Annotated in this window: 12 protein-coding genes; 6 read left to right on the top strand and 6 right to left on the bottom strand. The window is 37.2% G+C overall.

The annotated features are described in order from the left end of the window. Positions 1-8: 8 nt before the first annotated feature. Both FW768_RS15325 and FW768_RS15320 read right to left on the bottom strand, forming a co-directional pair. Entirely contained in the window at positions 9-236 is a 228-nt protein-coding gene (locus FW768_RS15325) for a hypothetical protein (protein ID WP_153396863.1), read from the bottom strand. Continuing rightward, on the bottom strand, positions 233-1,012 hold the full coding sequence (locus FW768_RS15320) for a prolipoprotein diacylglyceryl transferase (RefSeq protein ID WP_231128700.1): 780 nt from the start codon (positions 1,010-1,012) through the stop codon (positions 233-235). Before FW768_RS15320 ends, FW768_RS15325 begins: the two co-directional genes overlap by 4 nt. A 37-nt stretch (positions 1,013-1,049) precedes the next feature. On the opposite strand from FW768_RS15320, the gene FW768_RS15315 reads away from it, so the two are divergent. Then, positions 1,050-2,090, top strand: a complete 1,041-nt coding sequence (locus FW768_RS15315; protein ID WP_153396861.1) for a GMP reductase — start codon at positions 1,050-1,052, stop codon at positions 2,088-2,090. 55 nt (positions 2,091-2,145) lie between these two features. Here FW768_RS15315 and fabG read toward each other — a convergent pair whose 3' ends face one another. From fabG to FW768_RS15295, 4 genes are all read right to left on the bottom strand, one after another. Further along, positions 2,146-2,889 carry a 3-oxoacyl-[acyl-carrier-protein] reductase gene (gene fabG, locus FW768_RS15310; protein WP_153396859.1) on the bottom strand — a complete coding sequence of 248 codons (744 nt, stop codon included), beginning with the start codon at positions 2,887-2,889 and terminating at the stop codon, positions 2,146-2,148. Between the two features lie 168 nt (positions 2,890-3,057). Next, positions 3,058-4,533, bottom strand: coding sequence for a WG repeat-containing protein (locus FW768_RS15305; protein WP_153396857.1), 1,476 nt, complete (start codon positions 4,531-4,533; stop codon positions 3,058-3,060). A 44-nt stretch (positions 4,534-4,577) separates the two neighbouring features. Further along, positions 4,578-5,252 (bottom strand): 16S rRNA (cytidine(1402)-2'-O)-methyltransferase, encoded by a 675-nt coding sequence (gene rsmI / locus FW768_RS15300; RefSeq protein WP_153396855.1) that lies wholly within the window; start codon positions 5,250-5,252, stop codon positions 4,578-4,580. A 9-nt stretch (positions 5,253-5,261) separates the two neighbouring features. Next, positions 5,262-6,719, bottom strand: coding sequence for a hypothetical protein (locus tag FW768_RS15295; RefSeq protein ID WP_153396853.1), 1,458 nt, complete (start codon positions 6,717-6,719; stop codon positions 5,262-5,264). Between the two features lie 61 nt (positions 6,720-6,780). Between FW768_RS15295 and FW768_RS15290 the strand changes: the two genes are divergently transcribed. From FW768_RS15290 to mnmG, 5 genes are all read left to right on the top strand, one after another. Further along, positions 6,781-7,368 carry a thymidine kinase gene (locus tag FW768_RS15290; protein ID WP_153396851.1) on the top strand — a complete coding sequence of 196 codons (588 nt, stop codon included), beginning with the start codon at positions 6,781-6,783 and terminating at the stop codon, positions 7,366-7,368. Positions 7,369-7,525: 157 nt separating this feature from the next. Further along, on the top strand, positions 7,526-9,973 hold the full coding sequence (locus FW768_RS15285; protein WP_153396849.1) for a bifunctional UDP-N-acetylmuramoyl-tripeptide:D-alanyl-D-alanine ligase/alanine racemase: 2,448 nt from the start codon (positions 7,526-7,528) through the stop codon (positions 9,971-9,973). A 2-nt stretch (positions 9,974-9,975) separates the two neighbouring features. Then, positions 9,976-12,132 (top strand): patatin-like phospholipase family protein, encoded by a 2,157-nt coding sequence (locus tag FW768_RS15280; RefSeq protein ID WP_153396847.1) that lies wholly within the window; start codon positions 9,976-9,978, stop codon positions 12,130-12,132. A gap of 4 nt (positions 12,133-12,136) precedes the next feature. Further along, complete coding sequence (ybeY, locus tag FW768_RS15275) at positions 12,137-12,556, top strand: rRNA maturation RNase YbeY (RefSeq protein ID WP_153396846.1); 420 nt, start codon at positions 12,137-12,139, stop codon at positions 12,554-12,556. A gap of 147 nt (positions 12,557-12,703) precedes the next feature. Beyond that, positions 12,704-14,566, top strand: a complete 1,863-nt coding sequence (gene mnmG / locus FW768_RS15270; RefSeq protein WP_153396844.1) for a tRNA uridine-5-carboxymethylaminomethyl(34) synthesis enzyme MnmG — start codon at positions 12,704-12,706, stop codon at positions 14,564-14,566. Positions 14,567-14,596 lie beyond the last annotated feature (30 nt).

Genomic DNA, 14,596 nt, shown 5'->3' with positions numbered 1-14,596 from the left:
TAAAATACTCATCCACAAATATATCCACTGATAAGACCACAAATCAGAAGACAGATCAGCATGGTCTGTATAAACTGTTTTTTACTGAATTTTCTCTCATCCTTAGATTCATAGATCATCTTTACGATAACCGTTATGACCAGCGAAATCAAAAGTGCTCCCAGAATGATCAAACCGATGATCATAATCACCAGACCCAACAGGCCTCCTGCTTCCAGAATTGTTAAATTTTTCATTTTGAATATTTTAAATAGAGAGATTGGGTATTTTTAATGGTATAAATGTAGTAAATAATTACACAAATACATACCAGCTGTATCGTTCCAAGTTTTCCGATGATCTCAGCTCTCGGTTTAATAAAATCCAGGAAAAACCGGAATGTAAAATAGCTGAGCATAAATAACTGAAAAACAAATCCTGAAGCGAATTTATTCCGGGTCTGAATATATTTTAAGACAATCCAGAGTATCATTAAAAAAGCAATTTCATAAAGGGCAACAGGATGCCTGAGATATTGATCGCCCAGATGCATTCCAAAAACAGAACTGGTAGGAATTCCATAGGTTTCTTCATAAATTCCGGTCAGGAAGCAGCCTATTCTTCCGATAATGATGGCCAGCATCAGCGGAAAAACAATCAGATCTCCCGTACTTTCTTTATGATGTACTATTTTCTTAGCCAGCTCTACCCCTATCAATCCGAAAGCAAGACCTCCTACGATCGTATTATTAGACCAGAATTTTGTAAAGCTGAAGTTTTCAAAAATAATGTACGGATTTTCCAGATTTCCGATGAGTTTGGAACCGATTAATGCTCCTGCTGTGGCTCCTATCAATACGGCAGCAGAGGTATTGAAAGAAAGCTTCTCACTGGATTTTCTTTTAAGATAAAAATAATACCGCATCCCAAGGAACATTCCTACCGCTTCAAAAAGCGGATGTGCAAGAACCGTACGGCCGAAGATTTCAAAAGTTACAGGAAAATCCATAGGTTCAAAAATAAACCATTTCATATTATTCACTACCTTTATTCTGATAAATAATTACCAGATGCGTATAGAATATGAAATAAAACTGGGGTTCAAGGATGTCATGTTCCGTCCCAAACGTTCAACTTTAAAATCCCGTTCGGAAGTTGATCTGGAAAGGGAATTCACCTTCAGACACACTCAAAAAAAATGGAGCGGTGTTCCGCTGATTGCCGCCAATATGGATACAGTTGGTACTTTTGAAATGGCGTTGGAACTTGCTAAAGATAAAATCATCACAGCAGTGCACAAACATTATACGCCTGAAGAATGGAGTGCATTTCTTAACAGCCAGCCTGATAGCATTCATCAGTATATCGCTTTAAGTACAGGAACCGGAAAGGCTGATGAAGAGAAACTCAGAACGATCATCGAAAAGCACCCGAAAATTGAGTTTCTCTGCATTGATGTAGCGAATGGCTATTCTGAGCATTTTGTGGAGTTTGTGAAGCGCGCAAGAGCTAATTTTCCGGATAAGATTATTATGGCAGGTAATGTAGTAACCGGAGAAATGGTGGAAGAGCTTCTTCTGGCCGGAGCGGATATCATCAAAGTAGGAATTGGCCCCGGTTCGGTTTGCACCACCCGTGTAAAAACAGGGGTAGGCTATCCACAACTTTCTGCAATCATTGAGTGCTCTGATGCTGCCCACGGACTGGGAGGTCATATTATTGCCGACGGAGGCTGCAAGGTTCCGGGAGATGTAGCCAAAGCTTTCGGAGGCGGTGCTGATTTTGTGATGCTTGGCGGAATGTTTGCCGGACATGATGAAAGCGGCGGGGAGATCATTGAAGAAAACGGAAAAAAATACCGCCTGTTTTACGGAATGAGTTCCAAAACAGCAATGGATAAACATTCTGGTGGTGTTGCTGAATACCGTGCATCAGAAGGAAAAACAGTAAAAGCTGCTTACAAAGGACCGGTTTCAGAAACCGTAAAGGATATTCTCGGTGGTGTGCGTTCTACGTGTACGTATGTAGGAGCATCAAAACTTAAAGAGCTTTCTAAAAGAACTACTTTTATCAGGGTACAGGAGCAGGAAAACCAAGTCTTTAAAGATTAAATAAACAAAAGCCAGATCGTAAAGATCTGGCTTTTTTATCGTTTTTTGTTATCTATTAAGTTAACATTCCTCCGTCTACCTGCAATGTCTGTCCTGTAATGTAAGAAGCCATATCACTTCCTAAGAAAACACATGCATTGGCAACATCCTCGGTTTGTCCAAGTCTTTTTGCCGGGATCTGATCTTTCCATCCCTGGATTACTTTTTCATCCAGAACGGCAGTCATTTCAGTTTCAATGAATCCTGGAGCGACAGCGTTGCATCTGATGTTTCTTGAGCCTAATTCTACTGCAATAGACTTTGTAAATCCAATAACCCCAGCTTTAGAAGCTGCGTAGTTCGATTGTCCTGCGTTTCCGCTTATTCCAACAACCGAAGTCATATTGATGATAGATCCTGATTTAGCCTTCATCATCGGTTTAATCACCGCTTTAGTAAGGTTGAACACAGAATCCAGATTTACTCTCATGATTACGTCCCAGTCTTCTTTAGACATTCTCAGCAGAAGATTATCTTTTGTAATCCCTGCATTGTTGATTAAAATATCAATTTTTCCGAACTCCTCCATTACATCATCAATCAGTTTTTGAGCAGCATCATAATCTGATGCATCGGACTGGTATCCTTTAATCTGGGTTACAGAACTTAAAGCTGCTTCTAATTCTTTAGCTTTGTCTACAGAGCCGGCATAAGTAAAAGCTACTTTTGCACCCTGGTTAGCGTACATTTCAGCGATTGCTTTTCCGATTCCTCTTGTAGCTCCTGTAATTAGCGCTACTTTTCCTTCTAATAGTTTCATATCTCTTGACAATTATATTCTTACAATTATTCCGTTTCTGGAAAACGGCAATATAGTATATTTAATTTTATATGGATTAAACAGTGCGCAAAGATATTATAAATTGTTATTCAATGCATTCCAAATCATCAAATTACTTATTTTTTTTCGCTGTTTTTTATCATATTACTAAAGACTGCTGCCGATGTTCTTAAATCTGGTGAAATAAATAACGTCTGTTTTCCTGTCTTTATCAAGCTTCAGAACTTCTTTCTGCCAAACGTATTTATCGTATACAATTTCTTTCAGAGGTTCATTCTGAAAGTTAATTACTCCATATTTGCCGTCTTTTTTTACGATAATTTCATTTTCAGAATTTTCAAATACCACAATATCATCATAGGTGAAAGGAACAATTTCTTTGCCGTTTTCGTTGAGGATGCCATATAAATTACTGCTATTTTTACAAACTGCCGGTTTTGAATACAGGTTCAGGATATTATAAAAATCGGGTTCCTGTTCTTTAATGAAAACAATATCTTTCAGCACAGTTAAAGACCTGTTTGAAACTGAAAATGTGTAATAAACACTATCTTTTTTAATGATCAGAAAATCTGGATAAAAAGCAATGACCTGGGTATTTGCATCCAGAATGTTCTGCAGATCCTTATTCAGAAGCTTTTCTTCTTTTTCTTTTTTAAGATAAATAAAATCTTTTCCTGAAATCTTAAAACTTTTTACAAAATCGTATTCCGGCGCGACTACTGTTTCTCCCGACAGATTGACAACTCCTGTTTTTTTTGCAGAATTGCTGTAAAAGCTGAAAAGATCTTTGGATAAAGGAACCAGATCTTTAAAATTGTTAGGATATAACTTCTTTTCCTTCTTGTTAAAAACAGTTGTTTTCCCTTTTTTCTTCAGATAAATATAGTTTTGGCCACTGAAATATTCTGGTACAGCACCATCAAAGATTTCTTTTGCAAGGATATTTTCTTCGGTGTCTATGATACCATATTTTCCGGTTGACTGTTTTTTTGTAATAAGATAAGGATAGGAATGGATATTAACTATTTGCTTAGAAAACTGATGAAGGGTCTGTCCTTCTGTTCCAATGATTTCACTCTGTCCGTTTTCATTGATGATCAGTGCTCTTTCACCTTCAAAATCATAGTCTTTTTTAAAGCCTCTGCTGCTCATTTGCTTTCCCCGGAAATCATATAGAAACCATTGATTCTCCTTCAAAACGAAAAACCGTTTCTTTCCTGCAAGCCTTATCCTGTCCGAATAAGGAATGATCTGTTTTCCGTTATAATCGTAAACGGCATCTTTACCTTGCTTTGAGGATATGATCCATTCATTGCTGAGCCATGGCATATTGAAACTCTGGTTATCAGATGGGATCATCCTGTTTCCTTTTTCATCGATAACCGCTGATTCAACTACACGGGCGGATTCTTCGGAAGTGAGGATAAACCTGTTTTTTACAATATGTGAAACCCTTTCTTTAGGAGAAGTTTCAAACGTAATATTACCTAAGGAATCGACGATACTTTGAGACCTGGTTTTAAAATCATAAGCCGTCCCATAGCCTCCGGAATAGGAAGTCACTTCTTTTCCTGTCTTTTTTGATAAAAGGATTTTAGTGTACTGAGTGGTCTGTGCCATACATAACGATGTACAGCATACAAAAACTAATTTTTTCAATGAAATTAAATGGAATTATTGACAATAAGAACGATCTCCCCTTTTAAAGTTTTACTTTTGGAAAATTCAATTAATTCATTGATCGTTCCGCGTTTAGTCTCTTCGAATTTTTTAGAGATTTCCCGGCTCAGGCTTGCTTTGGTTTCTTCACCGAAGAATTCTTTGATCTGCTCCAATGTGGTATTGATCTTATGCGGGCTTTCGTACAGGACAATGGTTTTTTTCTCTTCGGCCAGCTGTTTCAGCTTGGTCTGTCTTCCTTTTTTTTGCGGAAGAAATCCTGCAAACAGAAACTCATTATTTGGAAGACCTGAAACAACTAATGCCGGGATCAGTGCTGTAGCTCCGGGAAGGCAGATCATTTCAATATCATTATCTGCTCCCGCTTTTGCAAGAAGATAACCGGGATCTGAAATTCCGGGAGTTCCCGCATCCGTAATAATAGCGATATTCTGCCCGTTTTTAAGATCAGTAATCACTTTTTCAGTGGCCTGATGCTCATTATGCAGATGATAAGATTTCAAAGGTTTAGAGATCTCGAAATGCTTCAAAAGTATTCCGGATGTTCTGGTGTCTTCACACAAAATATAATCAACTTCCTTAAGGACATTTACAGCCCTGAAGGTCATGTCTTCAAGATTTCCTACGGGGGTAGGAACAAAATATAGGATTCCGCTCAAAATTTAAAATTATAAGAATTTATTTTCTACCAATATCCAGAGCCTTTGGGCGTATTCATCCACCTTGCTCCATTTTCTTTCATAATACAGGTCGCTCAGGTATTCTTTAGCCTCTTCCAGATTTTTGAAGTGATTTAGCTGGGCCACCGTATCATTAAGGTCAGTCTGGCTTCCTCCGAAGAGCATTTTCGAAAAAGCAATCCGGTCATTTAAATCAAGTTTAAATTCAGGTTTTGTTTTTTCTGCTTCCATCAGGTGGGTTGGAATATTGGTTTTCAGGATACTTCCCAAGTCCTCTCTTTCTGAAAGAACCGGTGGTTTTTCCTTAGGTATATCTCTTTCTAAAGGATCATCATCAAAAAGAGATTGTACCGCCTTCAGCCCTTTTATATTGGCCAGACGGATCTTCTTTTCTTCATGATAGGCATCCAGATCTTCAAAGCTTTCATCGGAGGCATGCCTTTCGGTATCGTTTTCCTGAGCATGTTTGTCTATTTCTACAATTTTCCTTCTGTCATGAACTTCGCCAACTTCAGTTTCTGTACTTTTTTCTTCTGCAGGAAGATCATTTTTTATTTCGCTGAGAATATTCTCTACATTAGAAACATCACTTCCCATTTCTCCCTGCTCCATTATCATATCAGAATTCATGAATTCTTCTGTTTCTTCAATTAATATTTCATCATCCAGCGTTTCTGTATCAAAAATACTTGGAATGATCTCTATTCGCTCCGGAGTATCTCTGACGGCAGTTTTAGTGATTTTCTCTTCTTCATTTTCAGATTCATCAATTTCATTTAACTGATTATTGAAAACTGCTTCCTCTTCTGTTGTTTTATCGGTAAAAAGATCTTCGCTGATATCTTCTTCATCATCAGGTTCTGCATCCGCAAGAATTCTTTCTTCATCTACGAAACTGAAAATAATCTCTTTTTTCTCAGAGGTTTCATTCTCATCAATTTCGTTCAGCTGTCTACTGAAAATGGCTTCTTCATCCGTTATTCCATTTTCGGAATTTTCCTGGGTAGAATCTGTATTTTCTTCTACAAAACTGATGATATTTTCATGAAATTCATTTTCAGTAATCTCTTCAATCTGGCTATTAAAAACACCTTCTTCATCAGCTGACTCGCTGGCAAAATTTTCATTTTCAAACTCATCTATTTCATTCAGTTCATTATTGAAAATAGCTTCTTCCTCTGTAACCTCATTACCGGAATCCTGCGTTTCCTGTTCACCGGAAGCAAAAGAATGGTAGTGATTTTCTGAGGTTTGGCCGGAATGATCCGGTATGAAATAATCAATATTTTTTTCCAGAAGCCGTAGAAAAGAAATCCTGTTGGCAAGCTCATCTACAAGATCCTGCTTGGAAAGTAATTCGTCTACGTTATTTATTTTGTCCAAAATATCAATGATATTCTTGGATTCAAAAAAAATTTTTTCCTTTAAATCTTGGATGTTCTGCATATTAAGAATCTTGTTAAAATTGCTTACTTTTGATCTTAAAAATATACGGCTAATTTAACAAATGTTTTTAGAAAATACAATTAATCATTCCAAACAAAGTGGTTGGATGGAAGTTATCTGCGGCTCTATGTTTTCCGGAAAAACCGAAGAGTTGATCCGAAGACTGAGGAGAGCAGAGATGGCGGGACAGAATGTAGAGATTTTTAAACCCAAACTGGATACACGGTATTCTGATGAGGATGTTGTTTCCCATAATCACAATAAAATCCGCAGTACAGCAGTAGAAAATCCCAATGAAATTCTCCTTCTGGCTTCCAACTGTGATGTAGTAGGTATTGATGAAGCCCAGTTTTTTGATGAAAGCATTGTAGATATTGCCAACGAACTTGCCAACAGCGGGATAAGAGTAGTGGTTGCAGGACTGGATATGGATTTTCTGGGGCGCCCATTCGGGCCGATGCCTAATTTGATGGCTACCGCCGAATATGTTACAAAAGTGCATGCTATTTGCAAGAGAACAGGCAACCTGGCCAATTATTCCATGAGAACCTCACAGGGCAATGACCTTGTGGAACTGGGAGAAACAGAGAGCTATGAAGCCGTAAGCCGCAGGGTTTTTATTGATGAAGTGCTTTTGAAGAGAAAGTAACTTTAAAGGGATCTACAGATTCATTAAATAGAATAATAATAAATGGAAAACGGAAAAGTAAAACTGTAATGTTGCAAAGTAAAACAGATAGATTTTAAACTTTTGCAATTTTGCCTTTTTGCAGTTCCAACTAAAATATAAAGCAGAAGGGGTATCAATGAACTATACAGTACAACAAATTGCAGCCACTACCAATTCGCAAACGATTGGTGATAAGGATCTGGAAGTAAAAAACATAGCTTTTGACAGCAGAATCATCTATTCAACAAAGAATACCGCATTTATTGCAGTAAATACGCATAAAAACTCGGGAGAAAAATTTATTGAAGCTGCTATTGACAGGGGAATTGATATCATTATCTCAGAACATCATTATCCGCAGTTTGAAAATGTAACATGGATCATTGTTGAAAATGCCGTGGATTTTCTTCAGAAATTAGCTAAATATCATTTTGAAAATGCAGCACTGAAATCTATAGGAATTACCGGAAGCAATGGAAAAACCATTTTAAAAGAATGGCTTTATCAGTGCTTGTGGAATGAATTTCCAACTGTGAAAAGCCCGAAGAGCTTTAACTCTCAGATTGGCCTTCCTCTATCGTTGCTGCAAATCAACAGTTCTCATCAACTGGGAATTTTTGAAGCAGGGATTTCCCACCCGCATGAAATGGAGAAACTGGAGAATATCTTCCATCCTCAAATCGGACTGCTTACTCACATCGGAACGGCTCACGCAGCCAATTTTAATTCTGAAGAAGAACTGATTGATGAAAAGATCATCCTTTTCAGACATTCTGAAGTTATTATTTATAACGGAGACAATTCTTTGGTAGACAAAAAGATAAAAGAATTATATTCAAGCAGAAAATTAATTTCCTACGGTCTTAAAGAAAACAATCAGGTTTCCATCAAAAATTATCCTTCAAAAGATGAAAAAATCATTGTGAAATATTTTGATGAAGAGATCTCCTTCCCTGTTCACCAACGAGACGAAGCTACCTTAACAAATGCTCTTGCCCTTGTTACAGTTCTGAAAGAACTTCATATCGACAATCAGAAAATCATAGAAAAGATCAATACTTTAAAAGCCGTAGAAATGCGTCTTGAAGCAATTGAGGGAATTAAAAACAATATTGTCATCAATGATTCTTTTAACCTTGATCTGGATTCTCTGAAAACAGCTCTTCAGTTTCTGAAGGAATATAATAAATCTAAAAAATCATTGGTTCTGACAGATATTGTCGGGGTTAATTCCAATTCTAAAGAACTCTACGAAGAAGTTTCCGAACTCGTGAATGAACAGCAGTTTGATTCTGTATTCCTGATCGGAGACAAAATATCAAAATTCAAAGAATTGTTTAAATCTAAAACGTATACTTTCATCAGCACTCAGGAATTAATTGACAGTAAGCATCTTACTGAAATTGAAAACCAGATCATCCTGCTGAAAGGAGCCAGAAAATTTGAAATTGAGAAGCTTAAAGATATTCTTGAACTCAGAAAACATGATACGGTCCTGGAAATCAATCTGAATGCTATTCTTCATAATATCAACTATCATAAATCCCTGCTGAAGCCGGGAACCAAAATGATGGCTATGGTAAAAGCCAACGCTTACGGATTGGGAAGCTATGAAATTTCAGAATTTTTACAGCATCATCATATTGATTATTTAGGGGTAGCATTTGCTGACGAAGGCGTTGAACTTCGCAAAAAAGGGATTACCACCCCTATTATTGTGATGAATCCTGAGCAACACAGCTATGATGCCATCATTGAATATAATCTGGAACCTGAAATTTACAGTTTCAGAGTTTTGGAACTGTTTTACGATACCGTACAAAAATCAGGATACGACAAAAAATATCCAATTCATATTAAACTGGAAACCGGAATGCACAGACTTGGTTTCAAAGATTTTGAACTGGATCAGTTAGGTGAAGCTTTAAGTAATAAAAACCTGAAGGTTCAGAGTATCTTCAGCCATCTTTCTTCTTCAGACATGCCCGAAGAAAAAGAATTTACATTAAAGCAGCTGGAAGTTTTCGACAAAAATTCTGCTTATTTAATTGAAAAACTAGGGTATGCCCCCCTTCGCCACATCCTGAATTCTTCTGGAATAACAAGTTATACCAACCATCAGTATGATATGGTGAGGATCGGAATAGGAATGCTTGGAGAATCACCAAGTAGTGAAATACAAAAACAATTACAGTCTGTTGTCAGCTTTAAAACCGTTATTTCTCAGATTTCAACTGTAGAAAACGGAGAATCAGTTGGTTACAGCAGAAAATACAAACCAGATCATGCTGCAAAGATCGCAACAATTCCTGTAGGATATGCAGATGGAATTCCCCGAATGATAGGAAATCAGGTAGGAAGCCTGGGTGTAAACAAAGCACTGGCTCCTATTGTTGGAAATATCTGTATGGATATGATGATGATAAACGTAGATCATATCCCGAATGTAAAAGAAGGCGATAAAGTTACTATCTTTAATGCGCAGCCCAGCTTAAAAGAATTTGCAGGCTACTGCAAAACGATAACCTATGAAGTACTAACATCCATTTCACCCCGGGTGAAACGGATTTATATAAAAGATTAGTTATGAGAAAACTCCTGTTTCTATTTTTCATATTCCCTTTACTAATGATCCAGTCCCAGGTAAAAAAGGATCTGGTCATTCCGAAAAATCCCAGAATAGGTCTTTCGCTTGCGGGCGGAGGAGCCAAAGGTTTTTCACATGTCGGAGTACTGAAAGTATTAGATTCCCTAGGAGTAAAAGTGGATTATATTGCCGGAACCAGTATGGGAGCCATTGTAGGTGGTTTGTATGCTTCAGGTTATTCGGGAAAGGAAATAGAAAAAATTGTCATGGACACAGACTTCTATTCTTTAATTATGGATCCGAAATCCAGACAGGAATCTTCTTTTTTCAACAAATCAGTAGACAAGTATCTTTTATCCATTCCATTAAAGAACGGAAAAATGTCACTGCCTTCTTCCATCAGCACTGGGCAGAGGAATGTTTATCTTCTTAAAGAATTATTCAAGAATGTTTCCAATATCGACGACTTTTCGAAGCTTCCCATTCCTTTTATGTGTGTAGCCACCAATCTGGAAAGCGGCAATATGCAGATCTTTGAAAAAGGAGATCTCGTACAGTCTATTATGGCGAGTTCTGCTTTTCCTTCTCTGATGGACCCTGTAAAAATTAGCGACAGTATTTATATTGATGGTGCTATGACGGTTAATTATCCCTCAAAGCCTTTAAAGGACAAAGGAATCGATATCGTCATCGGGGTGGACCTTAACCAGGATCTTTCAAAAAGAGAGGATTTAAGCAATATTATTTCAATTCTGAACCAGGTAATTGATTTCGGAATTAAAAGAGATACGAAAAGACAATATAAATATACAGACATCAATATCAAACCTAATCTGAAAGGAATGTCCGCAACCAGCTATGATGACAAGAAAAAAATTCTTGACAGCGGGTATGCGGAAGGGATGAAATATACCTCAATACTGGACCAGCTTCCGAAACGGCAGTTTGACCGTCTCAGACAACGCATCAATCCAATCTACTCCAATGTGTATAAGATTGACAGTATCGCTTTAGATGGAGGACGTATTTACGGTAAAAACTATGTTTTGGGAAAAATGGGTCTTCGCCTCCCCTCTCTGCAAACTTATGGAAGTATAAATAAAAAAATAGACAGACTGGTTGCCACCAATAATTACAAGTTTATCAACTACGATATCATTTCTGAAAATGATGCAAGCTATCTCAAGCTCTACGTAACAGAAGATGAAGCCCGTCATTTTTTAAAGGTAGGTCTTCATTATGATGAAATATTCAAGACCGGACTTCTTTTAAATTACTCCGCAAAGAGGCTTTTAACCAAAAACTCTAATCTTTCACTGGATGTAGTTGTAGGAGATAAACCAAGATATTATCTTAATTACTTTATTGATAATGGATATATTCCCGGTTTCGGAATTTATTCTTCCGGAATGACGATTGATTTAAAGAACTTAGATAATAATGTAGTGGATAAATGGGAATGGTTCCGAAATGAAGCCTTTATACAGTCTGTCTGGAAGGATAAATTTGCGATCGGAGGCGGAATCAGCCATGACTATTTCGGAGCAGAAATAAACGGCTTAAATAAGCGGTATATGCGTTTTCTGAATCCATATGTATTTTTAAAGAGTGATACTCAAAATGATAAAGATTTTCCTTCCAGAGGTATTTATATTAATACAGAAGGAAAAGTAATTGATCTCCTCAAATCTGAAGTAGAAAAAAGAGTGATCCAGATAAAGGCAGATATCAGACTGAATATTCCTCTGTCTAAGCAGTTCTCTTACCGCCTGAATTTATACGGTGGAATTACCCTTGGTGATGATCTTCCGGAATTTTACCAGTACAGACTGGGTGGAATTTTTGAACAGAATCTGGTTAATTTTAAAAGCTTCGGAGGCTTCTACTTTGCCCAACTGAATGCTAACAATGTGATATTGGTTTCAAACGATGTTCAGTTTAAATTCAATAAAAACTATTTTCTAAGCGGAAATTTCAGCTTTGCCAATCTTTCCAACGATATAAGTTTTGAAGATGCAGCCAAGGTAAATTTCAGCTCACTTGGGCTAACAGCCGGATATAAATCTCCTTTCGGGCAGATTAAAATAAACTTTAGCCATTCATTAAAAAATAATCAAAAAGGCATATTCAGTGTTATATTAGGACACTGGTTTTAATACAATGATACAATTCTTTTACGAAAACTTACCGGAATCTGTAGCTACAGATTACCAGCAATGGCTGGAAGATATTATTCTTTCAGAAGAAAAAAAACTAGGTGAAATCAGTTACATTTTCTGTGATGATGAATACCTTCTTAAGATTAATCAAGATTATTTACAGCATGATTATTATACCGATATCATCACTTTTGATTATGTAAAAGGCAAAACAATAAGCGGTGAGATTTTTGTATCTTTGCAGCGCGTTTCGGATAATGCTTCTACTCTATCCAGAGATTATGAAGAAGAAGTAAGAAGGGTCTTAGCTCATGGAATTTTACACCTTGCAGGATACAAAGACAAGACTGAAGAAGAGGAAAAAGAGATGCGTAGAAAAGAAGATTTCTATTTGAACAAATACTATAATTTAAAGGGTTAGAAATTGAAGAATCACTTAAAGCCCGATTCCTAACTCATTCAATTATAAGCACAATAAGAAATCATCTACAGTGCATTTTCCGAAAATGTTTCACGTGAAACATTCGCGAAATATTAAAATTAAAAGGCTTAAAACAAGCATAACAAAATGATTTCAGAAACATATGATGTAATCGTAGTAGGTGCCGGACATGCAGGTTGTGAAGCAGCAGCAGCGGCAGCCAATTTAGGTTCAAAGACCCTACTTGTTACCATGAATATGCAGACCATCGGACAGATGAGTTGCAACCCGGCAATGGGTGGAATTGCGAAAGGACAGATCGTCCGTGAAATTGATGCGATGGGAGGATACTCCGGAATCGTAGCAGATAAATCTGCCATACAATTTAAAATGCTGAACCTTTCAAAAGGTCCCGCAATGTGGTCACCAAGAACTCAAAATGACAGAATGCTTTTTGCTGAAGAATGGAGACTCGCTTTAGAAAATACACCCAATCTTGATTTCTTTCAGGATATGGTAAAACAGCTTATTGTTGAAAATAATAAAGTAACCGGAGTTGTTACTTCTTTGGGAATTGAGATTAAAGCAAAATCTGTAGTTCTAACTAATGGAACTTTCCTTAATGGATTAATTCACGTTGGAGATAAACAATTAGGCGGAGGAAGAATGGGTGAACCAAGAGCATTCGGAATCACAGAACAATTGGTATCTTTAGGATTTGAAGCAGGAAGAATGAAAACCGGTACTCCACCGAGAGTAGACGGAAGAAGTTTGGATTATTCAAAAATGGAAGAACAGAAAGGAGATCAAAATCCGCAAAAGTTCAGCTATCTTGATACTCCGAAATTAACAAAACAACTAAGCTGCCATATCGTATATACTAATGAAACAGTACACGATATTTTAAGAGAAGGTTTTGACAGGAGTCCAATGTTCAATGGAACCATTCAAAGTTTAGGGCCAAGATACTGTCCAAGTATTGAAGATAAAATCAACCGTTTCGCAGAAAGAAACAGACACCAGCTTTTCGTAGAACCCGAAGGATGGAAGACCGTAGAAATTTACGTAAACGGATTCAGCTCTTCTCTTCCGGAAGATGTACAGATCAAAGCAATGAAACATATACCGGGATTTGAAAATGTAAAAGTTTTCCGTCCGGGCTATGCCATTGAATATGACTACTTCCCTCCTACCCAGCTAAAGCATACGTTAGAAACAAAACTGATCGACAATTTATATTTTGCAGGACAGATCAACGGAACAACAGGATATGAGGAAGCAGCAGGACAAGGTTTAATCGCCGGCATCAATGCCCACAATAAAGTACACGAAAAAGGAGAATTCATTCTTAACAGAGATGAAGCTTATATCGGCGTTCTTATTGACGACCTTATTACAAAGGGAACTGAGGAACCTTACAGAATGTTTACTTCACGTGCCGAATACAGACTTCTTTTAAGACAGGACAATGCAGATATCAGATTAACGGAGAAAGCATACCATTTAGGCCTTGCCAAAGAAGACAGATTAAGAAAAGTAGAAACAAAACTATCTGAAAGTCAAAAACTTGAAGAGTTTCTACGCGAAACTTCTTTAAAACCAGGAATAATCAACCCTATTCTGCAATCTATAGAAAGCAGTCCTGTAGATCAGGCATACAGAGCTGCACAGATCCTCACCAGACCTAATATGACTTTAGAAAAGCTGGATGAAATTGAAGCCATCAAAGAATTCTCATCTCAATACAATGACGAAGTAAGAGAGCAGGCTGAAATTAATATCAAGTACAAAGGGTATATAGAAAAGGAAAAGGAAAATGTTGCCAAACTTAACCGTCTTGAAAATATTAAAATCCCTGAAGATTTTGATTATACCAAGCTTTCAAGCCTTTCTGCAGAGGCAAAACAGAAAATGACCAACGTAAAACCGAAAACAATAGCACAAGCAGGAAGAATCAGCGGTGTTTCCCCTGCTGATATCAACGTTTTGCTGGTCTATTTAGGACGTTAACTATAAAATGTTTCACGTGAAACATTTTTA

It is taken from the genome of Chryseobacterium vaccae (genome assembly GCF_009602705.1).
GTDB lineage: Bacteria > Bacteroidota > Bacteroidia > Flavobacteriales > Weeksellaceae > Chryseobacterium > Chryseobacterium vaccae.
Note: the sequence above shows the minus strand (reverse complement) of the source record. Positions and strands in the feature narration are given on the sequence as shown.